Origin of the sequence: Streptosporangium sp. NPDC002721, assembly GCF_042888905.1 — a bacterium.
Lineage (GTDB): Bacteria > Actinomycetota > Actinomycetes > Streptosporangiales > Streptosporangiaceae > Streptosporangium.
This window is the reverse complement of sequence record NZ_JBIAQI010000003.1, coordinates 282,029-298,285: the sequence shown is the minus strand read 5'-3', so window position 1 is coordinate 298,285 and position 16,257 is coordinate 282,029. Positions and strand designations below refer to the sequence as shown.

At 66.9% G+C, this 16,257-nt stretch carries 22 protein-coding genes and 1 pseudogene; 15 read left to right on the top strand and 8 right to left on the bottom strand.

Translation table 11 applies throughout. The features are described 5' to 3' along the window. The first annotated feature begins 95 nt into the window (after positions 1 to 95). Positions 96 to 647 (top strand): HAD-IIIA family hydrolase, encoded by a 552-nt coding sequence (locus ACFYWM_RS05525; RefSeq protein WP_389908956.1) that lies wholly within the window; start codon positions 96 to 98, stop codon positions 645 to 647. Further along, positions 644 to 1,618, top strand: coding sequence for a glycosyltransferase (locus ACFYWM_RS05520; protein ID WP_389908953.1), 975 nt, complete (start codon positions 644 to 646; stop codon positions 1,616 to 1,618). The genes ACFYWM_RS05525 and ACFYWM_RS05520 overlap by 4 nt, the downstream gene beginning before the upstream one ends. A gap of 27 nt (positions 1,619 to 1,645) precedes the next feature. On the opposite strand, the gene ACFYWM_RS05515 is transcribed toward ACFYWM_RS05520, so the two are convergent. After that, on the bottom strand, positions 1,646 to 2,335 hold the full coding sequence (locus ACFYWM_RS05515) for a type 1 glutamine amidotransferase domain-containing protein (protein ID WP_389908951.1): 690 nt from the start codon (positions 2,333 to 2,335) through the stop codon (positions 1,646 to 1,648). 107 nt (positions 2,336 to 2,442) lie between these two features. After that, on the bottom strand, positions 2,443 to 2,940 hold the full coding sequence (gene lepB / locus ACFYWM_RS05510) for a signal peptidase I (protein ID WP_389909336.1): 498 nt from the start codon (positions 2,938 to 2,940) through the stop codon (positions 2,443 to 2,445). Between lepB and ACFYWM_RS05505 the strand changes: the two genes are divergently transcribed. After that, positions 2,830 to 3,120 carry a hypothetical protein gene (locus ACFYWM_RS05505; RefSeq protein WP_389909342.1) on the top strand — a complete coding sequence of 97 codons (291 nt, stop codon included), beginning with the start codon at positions 2,830 to 2,832 and terminating at the stop codon, positions 3,118 to 3,120. The genes lepB and ACFYWM_RS05505 overlap by 111 nt on opposite strands. A gap of 100 nt (positions 3,121 to 3,220) precedes the next feature. Here ACFYWM_RS05505 and ACFYWM_RS05500 read toward each other — a convergent pair. Both ACFYWM_RS05500 and ACFYWM_RS05495 read right to left on the bottom strand, forming a co-directional pair. After that, a pseudogene (locus ACFYWM_RS05500) lies at positions 3,221 to 3,400 on the bottom strand (NUDIX domain-containing protein); the annotation flags it as partial. A 289-nt stretch (positions 3,401 to 3,689) separates the two neighbouring features. Then, positions 3,690 to 4,259 carry a hypothetical protein gene (locus ACFYWM_RS05495; protein WP_389908948.1) on the bottom strand — a complete coding sequence of 190 codons (570 nt, stop codon included), beginning with the start codon at positions 4,257 to 4,259 and terminating at the stop codon, positions 3,690 to 3,692. A gap of 140 nt (positions 4,260 to 4,399) precedes the next feature. On the opposite strand from ACFYWM_RS05495, the gene ACFYWM_RS05490 reads away from it, so the two are divergent. Continuing rightward, positions 4,400 to 4,708 carry a hypothetical protein gene (locus tag ACFYWM_RS05490; RefSeq protein WP_389908945.1) on the top strand — a complete coding sequence of 103 codons (309 nt, stop codon included), beginning with the start codon at positions 4,400 to 4,402 and terminating at the stop codon, positions 4,706 to 4,708. Between the two features lie 412 nt (positions 4,709 to 5,120). Here the strand turns inward: ACFYWM_RS05490 and ACFYWM_RS05485 are convergent, their stop codons facing one another. Next, positions 5,121 to 5,768: a hypothetical protein gene (locus ACFYWM_RS05485; protein WP_389908942.1), complete on the bottom strand. Its 648-nt coding sequence runs from the start codon at positions 5,766 to 5,768 to the stop codon at positions 5,121 to 5,123. Further along, positions 5,765 to 6,337 (bottom strand): RNA polymerase sigma factor, encoded by a 573-nt coding sequence (locus ACFYWM_RS05480; protein ID WP_389908939.1) that lies wholly within the window; start codon positions 6,335 to 6,337, stop codon positions 5,765 to 5,767. Before ACFYWM_RS05480 ends, ACFYWM_RS05485 begins: the two co-directional genes overlap by 4 nt. A 605-nt stretch (positions 6,338 to 6,942) precedes the next feature. Here ACFYWM_RS05480 and ACFYWM_RS05475 point away from each other — a divergent pair. After that, positions 6,943 to 7,245, top strand: a complete 303-nt coding sequence (locus tag ACFYWM_RS05475; RefSeq protein WP_389908937.1) for a hypothetical protein — start codon at positions 6,943 to 6,945, stop codon at positions 7,243 to 7,245. 189 nt (positions 7,246 to 7,434) lie between these two features. Here ACFYWM_RS05475 and ACFYWM_RS05470 read toward each other — a convergent pair whose 3' ends face one another. Together ACFYWM_RS05470 and ACFYWM_RS05465 are read right to left on the bottom strand one after the other, a co-directional pair. Continuing rightward, entirely contained in the window at positions 7,435 to 7,908 is a 474-nt protein-coding gene (locus ACFYWM_RS05470) for an NUDIX domain-containing protein (protein WP_389908934.1), read from the bottom strand. Positions 7,909 to 7,949: 41 nt separating this feature from the next. Then, positions 7,950 to 9,164, bottom strand: coding sequence for a helix-turn-helix domain-containing protein (locus ACFYWM_RS05465; protein WP_389908932.1), 1,215 nt, complete (start codon positions 9,162 to 9,164; stop codon positions 7,950 to 7,952). Positions 9,165 to 9,470: 306 nt separating this feature from the next. Between ACFYWM_RS05465 and ACFYWM_RS05460 the strand changes: the two genes are divergently transcribed. The 10 genes from ACFYWM_RS05460 (at position 9,471) to ACFYWM_RS05415 (ending at position 16,157) form a co-directional block, all read left to right on the top strand. Further along, the gene (locus tag ACFYWM_RS05460) at positions 9,471 to 9,884 is read left to right on the top strand and encodes a hypothetical protein (RefSeq protein ID WP_389908929.1); all 414 of its coding nucleotides are present in this window, start codon (positions 9,471 to 9,473) and stop codon (positions 9,882 to 9,884) included. 4 nt (positions 9,885 to 9,888) lie between these two features. Further along, positions 9,889 to 10,164 carry a hypothetical protein gene (locus tag ACFYWM_RS05455; RefSeq protein WP_389908926.1) on the top strand — a complete coding sequence of 92 codons (276 nt, stop codon included), beginning with the start codon at positions 9,889 to 9,891 and terminating at the stop codon, positions 10,162 to 10,164. Between the two features lie 111 nt (positions 10,165 to 10,275). Further along, positions 10,276 to 11,079, top strand: coding sequence for a GntR family transcriptional regulator (locus ACFYWM_RS05450; RefSeq protein WP_389908923.1), 804 nt, complete (start codon positions 10,276 to 10,278; stop codon positions 11,077 to 11,079). 124 nt (positions 11,080 to 11,203) lie between these two features. Further along, positions 11,204 to 11,629 (top strand): plasmid replication, integration and excision activator, encoded by a 426-nt coding sequence (locus ACFYWM_RS05445; RefSeq protein ID WP_389908920.1) that lies wholly within the window; start codon positions 11,204 to 11,206, stop codon positions 11,627 to 11,629. Continuing rightward, positions 11,626 to 11,955 (top strand): hypothetical protein, encoded by a 330-nt coding sequence (locus ACFYWM_RS05440; protein ID WP_389908917.1) that lies wholly within the window; start codon positions 11,626 to 11,628, stop codon positions 11,953 to 11,955. Before ACFYWM_RS05445 ends, ACFYWM_RS05440 begins: the two co-directional genes overlap by 4 nt. A gap of 84 nt (positions 11,956 to 12,039) precedes the next feature. Continuing rightward, complete coding sequence (locus ACFYWM_RS05435; protein ID WP_389908914.1) at positions 12,040 to 13,485, top strand: FtsK/SpoIIIE domain-containing protein; 1,446 nt, start codon at positions 12,040 to 12,042, stop codon at positions 13,483 to 13,485. Beyond that, positions 13,485 to 13,679, top strand: coding sequence for a hypothetical protein (locus tag ACFYWM_RS05430; RefSeq protein WP_389908911.1), 195 nt, complete (start codon positions 13,485 to 13,487; stop codon positions 13,677 to 13,679). The genes ACFYWM_RS05435 and ACFYWM_RS05430 overlap by 1 nt, the downstream gene beginning before the upstream one ends. Next, positions 13,676 to 15,403 (top strand): replication initiator, encoded by a 1,728-nt coding sequence (locus ACFYWM_RS05425; protein WP_389908909.1) that lies wholly within the window; start codon positions 13,676 to 13,678, stop codon positions 15,401 to 15,403. Before ACFYWM_RS05430 ends, ACFYWM_RS05425 begins: the two co-directional genes overlap by 4 nt. Then, positions 15,403 to 15,582 (top strand): helix-turn-helix domain-containing protein, encoded by a 180-nt coding sequence (locus tag ACFYWM_RS05420; protein WP_389908906.1) that lies wholly within the window; start codon positions 15,403 to 15,405, stop codon positions 15,580 to 15,582. The genes ACFYWM_RS05425 and ACFYWM_RS05420 overlap by 1 nt, the downstream gene beginning before the upstream one ends. After that, positions 15,582 to 16,157, top strand: a complete 576-nt coding sequence (locus ACFYWM_RS05415) for an N-terminal phage integrase SAM-like domain-containing protein (RefSeq protein WP_389908902.1) — start codon at positions 15,582 to 15,584, stop codon at positions 16,155 to 16,157. The genes ACFYWM_RS05420 and ACFYWM_RS05415 overlap by 1 nt, the downstream gene beginning before the upstream one ends. The last annotated feature ends 100 nt before the right edge of the window (positions 16,158 to 16,257 follow it).

Genomic DNA, 16,257 nt, shown 5'->3' with positions numbered 1-16,257 from the left:
AGACCAGAAAAGCCGCCGCTTGTCGCAGTGAGTAGTCGTTCGGGAGTTTGACGGCCTTTCCGGCTGGGCAGCGAGAACATTCACGGGGAGCCGTCGTGGAAACTCAGGACGAGAGACACTCGCCACCGGGCCGGACGCGACCGGCCGCCGTCCTCTTCGACCGCGACGGCACGCTCGTCGTCGACGTCCCCTACAACCGCGACCCCGGGCTGGTGCGCCCCATGCCGGGCGCGCGGGCCGCGCTGGACCGGCTCCGTCGCAGGGGCGTGCCGATCGGGGTGGTCACCAACCAGTCGGGCGTGGCCAGGGGCCTCATCGGCGTCGAGGAACTGCACGAGGTGAACTCCCGGGTGGAGACGCTCCTGGGGCCGTTCGACGTCTGGGCGGTGTGCTCGCACGGCGAGGACGACGGATGCGGGTGCCGCAAGCCCGCCCCCGGCCTCATCGTGAGGGCGGCGGCGATCCTCGGCGTGAACGCCCGCGACTGCGTGGTGATAGGGGACATCGGCAGGGACATGGACGCCGCCCGGGCGGCCGGGGCGAGAGGCATCCTCGTGCCGACCTCGCGGACCCTGCCCCGGGAGGTGGCGACGGCACCGGAGACCGCCGCCGACCTCGTCAGCGCGGTGGAGAGGGTGATCCGATGAGAATCCTGCTGTGGCACGTGCACGGCTCGTGGGCCACCGCGTTCGTGCGGGGCGGCCACGACTACCTGGTGCCCGTCGTCCCGGACCGGGGCCCCGACGGGCGCGGGCGGGCGCTCACCTACCCGTGGCCGCCGAACGCGCGCGAGGTCCCCTGGGACCGGTTGCGCGAGGAGGACGTCGACGTGGTCGTACTCCAGCGGCCGCACGAGGCCGACCTCGCCGAACACTGGCTCGGCCGTCGCCCCGGCCGCGACCTTCCCGCCGTCTACGTCGAGCACAACACCCCCGCCGGGGCCGTCCCGCACACCCGGCACCACCTCGCCGACCGCGACGACGTCACGCTGGTCCACGTCACCCACTTCAACGACCTGTTCTGGGACTCGGGCCGCGCGCCCACCCGCGTGATCGAGCACGGCGTCCCCGATCCCGGTCACCGCTACACCGGCGACCTCCCCCGCGCGGGCGTCGTCGTCAACGAGCCCGTCCGGCGCGGCCGGGTCGCCGGGACCGACCTGCTGCCCGCCTTCGCGAGGGCCGTGCCACTCGACGTCTTCGGCATGGAGGTCACCGGCCTGCCGGGGCGGCTCGGCCTGCCCCTCGGGACCTTCGAGAACCCGCCCCAGGAGGCGATGCACACCGAGCTCGCCCGCCGCCGCGTCTACCTGCACCCCTACCGGTGGACCTCGCTCGGCCTCGCTCTCATCGAGGCCATGCTCCTCGGGCTGCCCGTCGTCGCCCTCGCCGGCACCGAGGCCGTCGAGGCCGTACCCCCCGAGGCGGGGGTCGTCTCCACCCGCCTCACTACCCTGACCGCCGCCCTCGAGGATTTCGTCGCCGACCCCGCCCGAGCCGCACAGGCGGGCAAGGCCGCCCGCGCCGCCGCCCTCACCCGCTACGGCCTGGCCCGCTTCCTGTCGGACTGGGACCTGCTGCTCCGCGAGGTCCTCGCGTACCGGAAACCCGGCCGGTGACCTGACGCGCGCGGGCCGAACGGTGCCCTAGAGGATTTCGAGCAGCCGTCCGGCCAGCTCGGCCGCCGAGGCGGGGTTCTGCCCGGTGAGCAGGTTGCGGTCGGCCACCGTGTAGGGCTTCCACGCGTCGCCCCTGGTGAAGTCGACCCCGAGGCCGACGAGCTCGTCCTCCAGCAGCCAGCGGGCCTTGGGAGCGAGCCCGACCGCGTTCTCCTCCTCGTTGGTGAACGCGGTGACGCGGTAGCCGGCGAAGGGCGACACGCCGTGGATCCTGGTCGCCAGCATCGCGGCCGGCGCGTGGCAGACGATGGCGAGGGGCTTGCCGGAGGCCAGGGCCTCGGTCAGCAACCGGCCGGCGTCCGCGTCGACGCACAGATCCTCCATGGGACCGTGGCCGCCGGGGAGGTAGACGGCGTCGTAGTCGTCCAGGCGGGCGTCGGCCAGCCCGATCGGCCGCCGCATCACCTCCGCGGAGCGGATGATCTCCTCCAGCTCGACCGCCGCCCCCGCGCCCCCTGCCATCTCGGGCCGCAGGCTCATCATGTCCACGTACGGCACCACCCCGCCGGGCGTGGCCACCACAACCTGATGACCCGCGTCGGTGAGCGCCTTGTAGGGGGCCGCGAACTCCTCGGCCCAGTATCCCGTCGCGTGCCTGGTGCCGTCCTTGAGCGTCCAGTACGCCGTCCCCGTCATCACGAAAAGCAGCTTCGCCATCGGACAACCGCCTCCCCCGTTACAGAGCCATCCTATGTACGGCTGTGATCGAGGTCACACGAGGGGTGCGCGTCGGCCGTCGGATCTCCTTGCCGAATCCGCCGTCTCTACCGGGAGCCCTCGATCTCGACCACCGAAATGACATTGGCCACCGGGACGGCACCTCCGCCGAGGGACGTCCGATAGGAACGTGAGTCGATGGCGGAATCACGATTGTCTCCCAGGACCCACACGTGCCCGTCCGGGACGGTGAAAGGTTCGACAACGGTGCGGGACGCCGGCGCGCCGAGCAGGTAGGGCTCTTCCAGCGACTCGCCGTTCACGACCATTCGTTCCATGGAGTCACAGCATTCCACGACGCTTCCGGGAACTCCGACGACTCGCGACAGGGTGTCTCCGCCCTCGCCCCGTTCCCTCCACGTTTCAGGCGCCCGGAAAACGATGACGTCACCACGCCTGGGAACATACTCGCCATCGGTCAAGCGGCTCGTGACATGACCCCCCTTCTCGATGGTGGGCTCCATCGCCTCGTCCTCGGCCACGTACCCCCGGCGTCCGGCGATTCGGTCGACGAGGCCGCAGCCCGCGACCAGCGCCAGGACCATCACAGCGGATACGGCGCGACGCCCCTGAAGTTTCATCGTGGCATTATCGACGACAATCCGGCACCCGCGAACTTTCACCTCGTCACGATCCCGTCGCGGCTTTCCGTATTCTTCACGGATATGCCCACCGCGCCTACCGGCGGACTCGCGAACAACGATTCCGGCACGGCAATCCCCTGAGACCATTTCCGGCCGGGCTGATTGTCGTTCACATTCGGTAACGCCACATTGGAGTCAGCGGCGATCTCGAAAGATCAAGGGACCACCGTGATCCGGAGATGTAGAGCCCGACCATCCCGGTCACCTCGACGTCGTAGCCGGTCTCCTCCTTCACCTCCCGCACGGCCGCCCGGGGCACCGACCCGGTGAGGTCCATCCCGCCGCCGGGCAGCGCCCACAGCCCGTTGTCGGTGCGCTTCCGCATGAGGATGCGTCCCTCGTCGTCGACGACCACGGCGGTCTCTACCCGGCCGTCCGCACCGCCCGTCTCTTCCCGGCCGAGGCACTCGCCGCCCCGTAGAACACGCTCGTCCCCGCTGTGGGAATCCCCATCCCCGCCGCGAGAAGACCTCTCATGACCGTCGCGGAGAGATCGCCCGTGACCGGCCATCCCCAGCGGCTTGGTCGGTCACGTATGTGGGACGATCACATCGCCCGATCGGGTGGCCTCACGTCGACCCCGAAGGGACAGCGCTCATGAGATCGTCGCCGAGCCGCTCCGGCATGTCTGGGCGGTCATCACCAGCTGGTCAGAAGCGCCTGCACTGGTCTTCCTTGTTGCCCCCGACAGCGTTGGCTTTCCCCGTCAGCGCGGGCCGGTTCTCCTTGCACTGAAGGTTGCCCTTGATCTTGTTCCCGGTGATCTGCGCGCCACCTCGGTTGCCGACCACCTGGATGCTGCCGCCGACCCGGTTGCCATTGGCCCTGAGGTAGCGGCTGTTGGCGTCGTACTGGATGTCGGCGTTGATCCGCGACGACTCGACGGTGGCCGCGCCGCCCTGCTTCACCTGGACACTGCCGACGACGACAGACCCGCCGACGACCGAGACACTGGCGGCTCTCTCGGCCTGGACGTTGCCGACGACGTACACTCCGCGGGCGACAAGGGTCGCGTTCCTCTCGACCTTGAGGGTGCCCTTGACACGGGTTCCCTTGAGTGTGCAGGTGGCGCCCTGCGGCACGCGCACGTTGTCGAGGGTCACCGCGGCGAGGGTGCCACGACAGGTACGCTCCTCGGCCAACGCCGGGGTGGCGACGGCCACCCCTCCGACGGCGGCACCAAGGACGGCTCCGGCCAGCACCATTCTGATCCTGCTCATGTCATTCCTCCGTCAACTTCGGCCCGAACGGTTACCCGGCCCGATACGAAGCATCACGACCGGCGGTGAGGCGCCCCTGAGGCCAACATGAGAGTCCTTTCATCGAAAGACGCGCCCAATCGCCGACGTCAGCCCTCGACATGCTCCGCTGCGTCACCCTGTGGACGACGGCCTACCTGGACGTCGCGGTCCGCCGGCTCAAGGCTCAGGGCTACCCGGTGAGGGAGAAGGACTTGGAGAACATCTCCTGCCCGATCGGCCACAAGGGGACCGCGGTGACGGAGAAGATCTACCGGAGACAGCTCCGCCCCGTGCTGCTCGATGGAGCCGGAACGATGGACATGATCTTCTCCATTGAAGCCAAAAAGCTTGGTCACCCGGAAGATCGAAAAAGGCCACTTCCCTGCCGGGAAATGGCCTCTGAGTTGGGTGGGGCTACCAGGACTTGAACCTGGGACCTCTTCCTTATCAGGACCATCTAGGCCGTGATCGGGGACTCGCAACCCAGTCCTGAGCGGTGCTGGACGGGTGTGGATGTGAGCCATCGTGCGCCTCTGTTGCAGTACTCGTTGCAGTACGCGCCCGCTGAGAACCCTTACTGCCCGAAGGAGAACCGGAGCTGGGCATTGATCAGGAAGTTCAGCCGGTGACGCAGAGCGTTGATCACAGCCTGTTCCGGAGCCTCTCCAGGCGTCAACAACGTCCAGCGCAGTGAGCATCTGCTCTCAGCCGGCGGTCGAGGCCCGGCGGGTTGTCCTGCGGCTGGACCGCTGCGGCGACCACTCCCCGATGCACTACTGCGAGCAGGCCCCAGAGCAGGAGGCTCCTGCGGGGTCAGATCGTCCCGCAGAAGCCTCACTGTCAGCCTCCCGCCATCTCCTCGGCATGCTCCTTGTCTGCCCCTCCCTCGTCCACGAGCGTGCAGGGTCGCACGGAGCTGTCCGCCTTGGCCAGCCAATTCCCAAAGCTCCAGCCAACCCTCGGATCGTTGCCGAGCCTGAACTCCAGCACCAAAGTCTCTCCGGGCCTCATGAAGTTCGGGGAGATCCTGAACTTGTCCTTGGCAATGGGGCGGGCGACGTCCCTGGACCGCCAGTGCTCCGGCCGGTTGAACTCCTCGCGCTGCTCCGCGGTCATGTTCTTGGGGTTGGGCCCGCCGTAGGCATAGTCCGCACTGGCGAACCGGCCGGGCGCGCACACCTTGTCTCGTGGGGTGTAGGTGACGTCAGCCTTGATGCCCTGGGCGTTCAGCGCGGCCTGCAAGCCTTCGGAATCCTGCAACTCGTTGATCGTTACGATCAGCGTACCGTCAGAGTTCTTCGTAACCGCGTACGCGGCCGTTCCCCCGCCCAGCACAAGCGGAATCGCGACGGCAACCGCCGTCAAGGCTGCCGCCGCGACGAGGCGCGTACGGGTCATGATCCCTCGTGGCCTGGGGGCGGGCTCTCGCGCTGCCCGCTCGGCCATCTCGGTCTTGAGTTCCATCAACAGTCTCTCTTCGAAGTTCATCGGAGTCCTTCCATGACGGCGGGAGGGACCACGCCGGGAACGTGACGTAGCGAACGGCGGGCACGGTGCAGGCGGACCCTGGCGGTCCCCTGCCTGATCCCGAGCGCGACGGCCGCCTCTCCTACAGTGAGCTGGTCGACGACGACCAGCTCCAGGACGGCCCGCTCGCTCTCGGGCAGCATGGCCATGGCGGCGAGCGCCCGCCGGGCGGGCCTCTCCGCGTCCAGGCGTTCCTCAAGGCGTAACAGGTCGTCGGCGTCGAGGAGTCTGCGTCCGCTGATCCGTCCAGCCAGCCGGAGCTCGCGTGCGGCCCGCTGCCGTTCGGCGGAGAGTGTGTTACGCGCGATGCCGTACAGCCAGCCGATCTCACTGCCCAGACCGGGGCGGTAGGTATGCGCTGAGTCGAGTACCGCGATGAAGACCTCGGCGACCAGATCGGCGACTGTGTGGGGGTCGTCGACCCGGCGGGCCAGGAATCGCGTGACGGCTTCTATGTGGCGTTGGTAGAAGGCTTCGAAAGCCGCGGGGTCGGTGGAGATCTCCACCGACCCCGTTCGTCTGAGGCGCACCGGCCGTGTTCCCTTCGTTGTCCTCCCCGAGCTACACCTCTACTTGGAAGAAGCCAAACGAAGCGTTACATGAGCCGACTTAAACAGGCCAAGCTGACAGGTTTACAATTCTGAGCCTGCCAAAGAGGGCCTTCCCCGATGGCACCTGGCTGGCCAACGGCGTTGAAGACAACACGGTGCGGTTATGGAACACAGCCAAAGGGAAAGCGTGCGTCACCGCAATGAGAACCGGAGGCAGCCGACGCAAGAGCGGTCGTCTACCACGTTCCCCGGTGAGCCAGGGTGAGGAACGAACCCTGGATCTTCGATCGCCCCCGACCACGGCAGACCTCAGCCACGATGAGGCGATCGTCGGGCTGCATCGGGGCGGCGGCGCGACCAAAGGCTGGCGAGGGGCATAGGTACGGCGCGGCGCGCGTGCGGCGACGGCCCGGAGTCCTGCCCGCGCGTCGGGACCGGCCTCCAGGCCGCATGCCCGGCGTGCGCCGCAGGCGCAGGGCCGGGCGACGGCGCGCAGCGCCGCCGCCCCTTGATCCATATAAGAACAATTCGGCAAGCTATCTTCAGGAGCCTGATCGCTCCGTGTATCGAAGGAGCTGGCACGGATGGATATCGAAGTGGTGCAGGCAGTCGTGCTGGGAATCTCATGCCTGATCGCTGCATTAGGCGTCTACGCGTTGGCGACCAAGCGAATGCCTCACCTGCCTTTCCTCCGGTTCGGCCGCCGTGATCCCCAATACTACGGCTGGGCGGTGCTGTCAATAGCGGCCTTCGGGGTCACCGGGACGCTGGGCCAGGACGTAATGGAGCCAGGATCCGTACTTGACGTAGCGATGCTCGTGCTCGCGATCGCTTTCCTCATAGCAGGATTGGGCCTGGCTGTGCTTTCAGCAAAGCGGGCGCCCTAAGCATCCTGTCGGGGATCACCACCTCGCGTCACGCGGCCTGAAGTTTTTTCAAAGTCAGGTGCCATGGCAAGCGCCGGTTCGGGCGGTTTCGTACCTGTGGCATGGGGCTTGCCCCTGGGATCGAGCAGGATACGCGCACCTTCGGTGCGGAGCTGTTCATGTGGGGCCGTGCCTCCGCAGCGGCGTTGATTAATTCGGCAACTGTTGGCCGTGCTCCAGGTAGAGCGGGCGCCCGATGCTGCGGGCGGTGACGGCGGCTGTGACGCGGTTGGCCAGTCGTTCGATCAGGAGGCTGGGTAGCTCCTCGACGGGGTGGAAGTCGTAGCCGGCCAGCTCGTCGGCGCCGAGGCGGATGCTGTCGCGCATGCTCGGGCTGAGGGTTCCCCCGTCGAAGAGGAACAGGACCTTGTCGCCTTCCTCGGGGTGCGGTGCCCAGTCGACCACGAGGAGGTCACCGATCGGCGGTTGGATGCCGAGTTCTTCGTGAACCTCGCGTACGCATGCCTGGAACGGGGTCTCGCCGGGTTCGATGTAGCCGCCGGGGATGTCGCGGTAGTCCTTGTAGTGGGGGCGGACCAGAAGCAGGCGGTCGTGTTCGTCGAAGAAGAGTGCCCCGGCTGCGGCGCGGGGGGTGGCCATTGGCGGGGTCTCTTGTCCGGTCATGATCCCTACGGTACGGGAAGTCCGCCCCGTGTGAAGGTGCCTCAGGTGACGCGCAGTCGGCGAGCCAGGTCGGTGAGTCGGTGGCTGGGTTTGCCCTTCTGGCGGCGGATCCAGGTCAGGACGAGTTGGCGGCTGAGGTAGTGGTGACGGATCTGTTCGGGGGCCAGGTGCTCAGCTTGTAGAAGGGTGTCCAATGCCTCGTCGGTGCGGTTCCACTGGTTGAACGCCTGGGCGACGGCGATGCCGTGGCGGGCGCGGCGTTCGATCGGCAGGGCGCTGGTGTCCAGGCCGGGGCCGAGGTCGATGGCGACTTGGATGTCTCCCAGTTCGATGGCGGTGGCTACCTGGTGGATGGCCACGTTGGTGGGGCCGAACGCGGTCCATACGTGGTTGGCGTCGCCTCCTAACCGTTGGGCGGATTCCGCGGCTTCGGTCAGGAAGGCTCGGGTGGTGGCGCGGTCTTCTGCGCGGGCGGCGGCCATCGATCCGGCGAGGAAGAGCGTGCCGTGCACCGACAGGAGTTCAGGGCTCGCCTGGGACAGGTCTTCTTGGAGAAGTCCGGCGGCGTCGCTCGTCAACTGGGAGGCGGCGTCGTAGCGGCCGTTGGAAAGCAGGGCATGGGTGACGGATCGCAGCAGTGAGGCCACCATGATCTGATCGCCGGAGCTTTGGGCGTAGGTCAGGCCACGTTCGGCGGCTATCCACGCGAGGTCGGTTTCTCCGACTTTGACGAGGATGGTGGCTGCGGCGTGGTAGGTCTGACCAAGCAGGCTGAGAGCTTGGATGCGCTGGTCAGCGTGGTAGGCGCCTGCGGCGTGGTGGGCCTCGGCGAGAAGTGCCGGCAGGCGGCGGACCACGAGTCCGTACCGGGATGCCTGGTAGGCGTGCCATACGTCGGCGATCTCGCTGCGTAGCTCGGTGAGGCTGGGGGGTCCGTGGGCCTGGGCGAGATTGGCGAGCGGGGTGAGCTGGCGGTAGTCGGTGATCGCCGCTCGCAGGGCTGGGATGGTGCGATCTCCGCTGTCGGAGTTCCAGTCGAGCAGGGACGGCTCGGCGAGAAGGTCACCGAGGGCGACGTCCAAAGCGCCCGCCAGGGATTTGATGACCGACAAGCGGTCAAGGTCGATGCGGTCGTTTTCGACTTTGCTCAGCCAATCGACCGTGCGGCCGACAAGACCGGCCAGGACTTCTTGCGACATTCCGCGTCGCCGACGATACCACGCTACGCGTTCTCCGATGGTCAGGTGATCCGTCATGCCTCGCATACCGGTCAGCCTCGCATGGATATCTCGGAGACCCCGGAATTCTTTTCCGGGGCGGAGCGGCCTGTTCTTCCTAGTGTCTCGACTGACCGAGAAAACGTCCATCGCGACGGAGGAGTAAGGAGTGGATACGACAGGCTCACGTGGAACCGGCGGGGAAGACTGTTCATCCTGCCGGGGCAAAGGGTGGCGGTATGTCCAGGTGAGCGCGGCCTACGGCGTGCAGGTCATCGATGGCCGACGCAGCCAGAGAACGCGGAGCGATTGTTTCGACTGCTCCGGAACTGGATGGCAGGGAACATGACGGACATACTTGTTTGGCGGTGGCCTGTTGAATCCGGAAGTGATGATCCTTCCTATGCTGCTGCGGCGCTCGCCGAGGAGCTGAGAAATCTGGGAATGCCCGCCGATATTCACCGGGGTTTCGGTATCGCGCTGGTTTCGGTGTGGATCGACCTGGTCGTCTGGACCAACGGGGTCTCGTACCACTGGTGGTCGGGAACGGTGTCGACGCGCGGACGCCGACTTTATGCGTACAACCCGGTGGGTGATCCGGTGACCGCTGCTCGTCGGATCGCTGTTCGGTATGCGGAGCTGCGCGGTGGCCATCCCTTGTCGAGGCTGGTCGAAGAGGCGCAGTGCGTTCTTCCGGATGATCGCCGACCGGTCGACCTGCGTGGGAGGCGTTCTGTCCCGCTTGCCTGTCCGGAGTGATCTCGTGACCCTCAACGAGTTGAAGGCCGCCTACGGCAGGCGTTGGAGCATCTCGGCGTCCCTGGGGGGCGGGTGGTACGCGGTGCGCCGAGAGGATCTTTCCCTCAAGAGCCTCCAGCGTGGCCTGTCTCATGTGCGGTGTGGCCAGACCTTGGAGGAGTTGGCCGGCTGTCTGGCGGCTGAGAAGCGCATCGAGGAGCAGTGGTGGACGGCCGGTGTTCTGGAGGGTCCCGGTTCGGCTGCCAGTGGTCCACCGAAGCAGGCGCGACGGCGAGAGTGACCGCTGCCGGTGTGTGACCGGCACTGAGCGTGTTCTTCGCCGTCGCGCTGTGGCCCGGCAAGCCTGCCCTTCCCACACCTAGGCTTGTCGGGCCTTCCACCTTCATGGAGGGTGGAAGATCAGAACGCCGATGCTACCCTCAACCTGATAGAACACGTTAAAGCTGGTAAGGCGGTTGTAATGGCAGCTCCACCTGGGGACGGCCTCAAATACGAGCGGGTACTGAACGCCTTGAGGTCGCGCATCGCGGATGGAACCTATCCCTCGGGGATGATGCTGCCTTCCCAAAGCCAGCTTGTCGCCGAGTTCGACGTGTCACGGCCGACAGTGATCGAGGCGTTGCGGCTGCTTCGCCAAGAAGGACTGATCGAATCCCAGACCGGACGTGGTTCGTTCGTGCGCGGGAAGGTGCCCCTGCTGAACCTGGAGCGCGCCTACCCCGGTCAGCGTCTTCTCGACCTCGCCGAGTCGGAGTCCTCGGCCGAACTGCTGCAAGCCGGGATCATCGTCGCCCCCACGCGGGTTACCACCCTGCTTGAGCTGCCCGCCGGGTCTAAGGCTTTCCTGCGGCAATACGTCCTCAATGATGAGGACGGCCCGGTGGAACTGGTTTCGGCGTGGTTTCCCATCGACCTGGTAACCGGGACCAAGCTGGCCGCGCCTGAGCCGATGGACGAGGGCATCCGCCGTCATTTGTACGGTCGCAAGCGGCTTCGGCTGGACTACGCCGTGGAACGCACGTTCGCGCGATCGGCGACGGCAGATGAGGCGCACGCTCTGGGGATGTCGGCCGGTGCGCCGGTGCTGAATCTTGTGGTGACCGGACATGACGCTGACGGCAAGGCGCTCCAGCTCGTTGACGCTGTCCTTCCTGGGGATCGCCATGAACTGCGCGACGCTTACCCCCTGACCTGATCCCGCCTGACAGATCACCTTTGTAATTCAACTTGACGTGACAGGTTAGCGAACCTATTTTTATAGAGCAACCTGATAGGTTAGGTTGAACTTCAAGTAGGTTCTGTCACGTTAGGAGAATGCGATGGCCCTTCAGGGACCCATCCCCGTCAGCTTCCACCAGGTCTTCCCGCACGGCTGCTTCATCGTCGGCGAGGTCGAGCAGGTCAAGGACTTCGACGCCTCGTCCAAGGGACGCACCGTCTACGCCAAGGACAAGAACACCGGAGAACTGGTGTGGCAGGTCGCGGTCATGGACGCAGACCCCACCGTCAAGGCCGGACAGAAGACGGTGGCGGTCAAGATCCTGTCCCCGACTCAGCCGGTCGTCCCGGCCGCGCTGCCGGGGGTGCCGTTCGTGCCGGTGGAGTTCGACGGCATGACCGCCACCGCCTACGTCGGCCAGAACACCGGCCGTCTGGCCTGGTCCATCCGCGCCACCGCGATGCGTCCTCTCCGTTCGGCGGCGGCTCCGGCCAAGGCGGCGGCCGGTAAGGACGTGGCGGCATGAGTGAGCGCAAGCCTTATACCTACGTCACCGCGTCGATCCATGAGGGCGTCACCCGACTCGATATCTCCTTCTGCACCTCGGAGGTGTCGGCTCGGGCGTTCGGGGGCGACGGTGAGCGGCCGTTCCTGACCCTGTCCAGCACTGAGGCGCAGATGACGGTCACCACCACCGGCTGTGGACCGGTCACCGACCGGGACGTGATCCTCGCCCGGCAGATCGTCGACGCCGCCGCGCGCTACCTGGCCGACTGCGAGCGCCTGCACACCACCCAGTTCACCAACCCCGACCAGGCGGCCGACGAGTCCGAGCAGGGCGAAGCGGCCTGACACGAAGCGGGGCCGCTGGAAGCGGCAACTTCCGGCGGCCCCTCGGTCTCCCCAGACAGCGAATCAAGAGAGGGCTCCAGCCTAATGTTCAAAAAACTGCCCGGCGACGAGGCACGTACCCTCGTCACCACCACCCCCGACACCGCCGTGGTGTTCCGCCCGGCCGTGGTGCGTACCCCGGCTATCTTCACCATCACCATCTTCCTGTGGCGACTGCTGGCCGGAGTGGTCCGGCTCGTCTGGCGTCATCCGGTCGCGGTGGCCGTGCTCGCCGTTCCCGCCACTGTCGCCATCGTGTACGGCTGGCGTCTCGCCCTGGTCGTCGTCGCCGTTCCCATCTCGCTGCTGGCGCCGTGGCCGTTCTTCGATCGGGCCTCGTTCAACCGGTGGATGGGCTGGCGGCTGCTGGCCTGGTGGCGGCTGGTGTGGGTGTATCGGCGCCATTGGCAACCGGTGATGATCGTCTCCGGGCTCGGCCGTCACCTCCAGGGCCGCGACTACCTGCCCTACCTCGTCCGCATCCGCTGTACCTCCTGGGCCGATGTGGTCACAGTGAAGATGATCAGCGGGCAGTCAGTCAAGGACTGGGCCGACCGCATCGACAACCTCGCCCACGGCTTCGGCGCCTCCTCCTGCCGGGTGGCCATCGTGCGAGCCGGTCGCCTCCAGCTGACCTTTCCCCGCCATGACCCGCTGGCCGTCCCGCTGCCGGCCATTCCCCTCCCGGTGGTCGCGTCGGTGGGGCCGGTCGAGATCGGCACGTGTGAGGACGGTCGTCCGTACCTGCTCAAGGTGCACGGCACACACGTGCTGATCGCGGGCACCACGGGCGCGGGCAAGGGCTCGTTCCTGTGGTCGGCCATCCGTGGTCTCCTCCCGGCGGTCCGGGCGGGCATCGCTGAGGTCTGGGCGCTGGATCCCAAGCGGATGGAACTGTCCTACGGCCACGAGATCTTCGAAGACCGGTACGCCGCTGATCCGGCCGCGTGCGCCGATCTCCTCGAAGCCGCCGTGACGGTCATGCAGGAGCGGGCCGACCGCTACGCCGGGCTCCAGCGCTCCCACACCCCCACCGTTGAGGATCCGTTCGTCCTGGTGGTGGTCGACGAGGTGGCGTTCCTGACCGCTTATCAGTCGGACAAGGGCCTCAAGCTGCGCATCTCGGCTGCGCTGGCGACGCTGACCACGCAGGGCCGTGCGGTCGGGTTCGGCGTGATGGCGGCCCTCCAGGACCCGTGCAAGGAGGTCATGAACATCCGCAACCTGTTCCCCGACAAAATCGCGCTCCGCCTGGACGAGTCAGAACAGGTGGACATGGTTCTCGGCGACGGCGCACGCGACAGGGGAGCACTCGCCGACCACATCTCACCCATCCCCGAGCAGGGCGCGGGCGTCGCCTACGTCCGACTGGAGACCTCACCCGACCCGATCCGGGTCCGCGCGGCCTACGTCTCCGACACCGACATCAGAGACATGGCGGCGCTGATGACCAGTGACACCCTGCCCATCGAGATGGACGGGGCGGCCTGATGCGCATCATCCTGCACGCCACCCCCGCCCAGATCGCGGGCCTGCCCGTCCGGCGGCTGCACACCGTCGACGGCTCCGACCTCGCCGAAGTGACAGTGATCGTTGACCTCGGCTCCGCGCGGCTGCGCAAACACCCCTACCGCGACGCCTACCGGATCTGCGCCGATCTCGTCGACCCGAAGGGGGCCATGTGACCGACACCCCCGCTATCCCCTCGACCGACACCCCGCCGAACGGTGCTGACCGCACCCTTCCCCGCCTCGTCCGCGACACCCTGCCCGTCGCCCTGGACGTGGCCATCGAGGTCGCCAAGCTCAACGGCGTCTGCGTCCGCCCCATCGAGATGCGACGCCTGGACACCCACACCGGCCAGAGCGAACCCTTCGACATCCCCTGCGGCACCACCCAAGAGGCCAAGTGCCCACCGTGCGCCAAACGCAACCAGCAACTCCGCCGGGCACAGTGCCGGGAAGGCTGGCACCTCGACCACGAACCCATCGCCGAACCCCACCCCTCCACCGATGACCAGAAATGGCTGATCGAGTTCCGGGCCGACGTCCAAGCCAAGCGCGACGAGGCCGAGCGGAACGGCGAAGAGGTCGCCGACTGGGACGAGGCCATCACGGGCATCGACGCCGAGATCAACGCCGCCGGGATGCGGGGCAACGTCCTGGGCGGGCGGTCGACCCCGAAGCGGTCGCGCTCTACCCGCCGTCGCCAGGATGCGCCGGACCTGCCCAAGCGGGCCAAGGAGAACACCACGCTCGGCCGGACGTTCATCGCCCCCGATGGCAGGGTGTATCGGCCGTCGCTGTTCATCACGCTCACCCTGCCCTCCTACGGCCGTGTCCGCTCCGGCCTGGGCGTGCCGGTCGACCCGAGCACCTACGACTACGCGGCGGCTGCTCGCGATGCGCTGCACTTCTCCAAGCTCGTCGACCGCTTCGTGCAGAACCTCCGGCGGGTGGCGAGCTATGACGTGCAGTACTTCGCCACCGTCGAACCACAAAAACGGCTCGCGCCTCACCTGCACATGGCCGTCCGCGGCACCATGCCCCGCGCTGAGATCAAGGCGATCGCCGCCGCGACCTACCACCAAGTGTGGTGGCCATCCGTTGACGAGGTGAAGTTCGACGGCGACCACCTGCCCCTCTGGACGGAACGGGCCGACCTGGGCGACGGCGCTACCTACCCGGACGGACAGGCCGGCGACTACCTCGACCCCGCTACCGGGGAACTGCTGCCCACCTGGGACGAAGCCCTCGACCAGCTCGACCAGGACGACGAGGCCGAACCGCTGCACGTGGTGCGCTTCGGTGCTCAAGTTGATGTTCAGGGCCTCGTCGCCGGAGCGCCGGACGCACACAAGCGCATCGGCTACCTCACCAAGTACCTGACCAAAAGCCTCGGCGACCCCCTCGACCCCGACGATCCCACCACCGAGAACCCCGCACGCCGTGATCACGCCACCCGCATGGTTGAGGCGCTGCGCTACGAACCCTGCTCGGCCACCTGCTCGAACTGGTTGCGCTACGGCATCCAGCCCAAGGGCGCCAAAGCGGGCATGCTGCCGGGCCGGTGCAAGGGCAAGGCGCACAAGGCCGAACACCTCGGCTACGCGGGCCGCCGCGTCCTGGTCTCGCGCAAGTGGTCGAACAAGACCCTGCGCGAGCACAAGGCCGAACGCCGGGCCTGGGTCCTCGACATGCTCGGCCTGCCCGATGACACCGTGACCGACGCTCACCGCTACGTGTGGCGGCCGGTCTCCTCCAAGGACCCCAACCGGACCCCGCTGGCCAAACGGCTGCTACGCGGGGTCGCCAACCGCCATCGCACCAAAGCACGCCTGACCGAACTCCAGGCCAGAGCAGAAGGCATTCCTGTTCCGGATCTTTCGGCAATCGGAAAGGCGGCTTGATGAACGGTCCCGTCCTTTCGGTCGAAGAGGCCGCCGAACAGCTCCGGGTGAGCCGCTGGACGCTCTACAAGTTCATCCGTTCGGGCCAGCTCAAGTCATTCAAGGCCGGTCGGCGTCGTCTCGTGCCGGTCTCCGCGATCACCGAACTCGTTGACCTGCTCATGGAAGAGGCTGCGTGATGACCAAGCCCCTGATCGATCCCCTCGGTGAGGAACCGCGTAAGAGAAGCCGGCGCAAGCGTGCCAACAACGAGGGAACCGTCTACCAGCGGGCGGACGGTAAGTGGTGCGGGCAAGTCTACGTTCTCACCGCAGACGGTACAGAGAAGCGCAAGACCGTCTACGGCAAGACCGCCGACGAGGCACGGGCCAAAATCCAAGAAATGAAGATCAAGTCACGTCGGGGTGTGCCTGCGGCTGATCGGGCCTGGAAGGTCGGTGACTACCTCGACTACTGGCTCAACGACGTTGCCCGTCACTCGATCCGCAAGACCACCTACGCCAAGTACGAGACGATCGTCCGTCTCTATCTCAAGCCGGGGCTCGGCCGGAAGAAGCTCGACAGGCTGACCGTCGCGGAAGTTCAGACATTCCTCAACGGCAAGATCAATGGGGAGGAGCATGCGATCGGGACCGTCCATGTGATGCGGAACGTCCTCAGCGCGGCCCTGACTCGGGCGATGCGGGAAGAGATCATCTCCCGCAATGTCGCACGACTGGCGACTCTTCCGGCAATCGACTCCCTGATTTGGTGAACCTCAGTTGGCCCCGAGTTCTAGCCTCTGGTGGCCCCAGTTGGTGATCTCGTGAGGGTGTTCGGCGAAGAAAAATTGGCCCCACCCTGGCTGGCTGGCG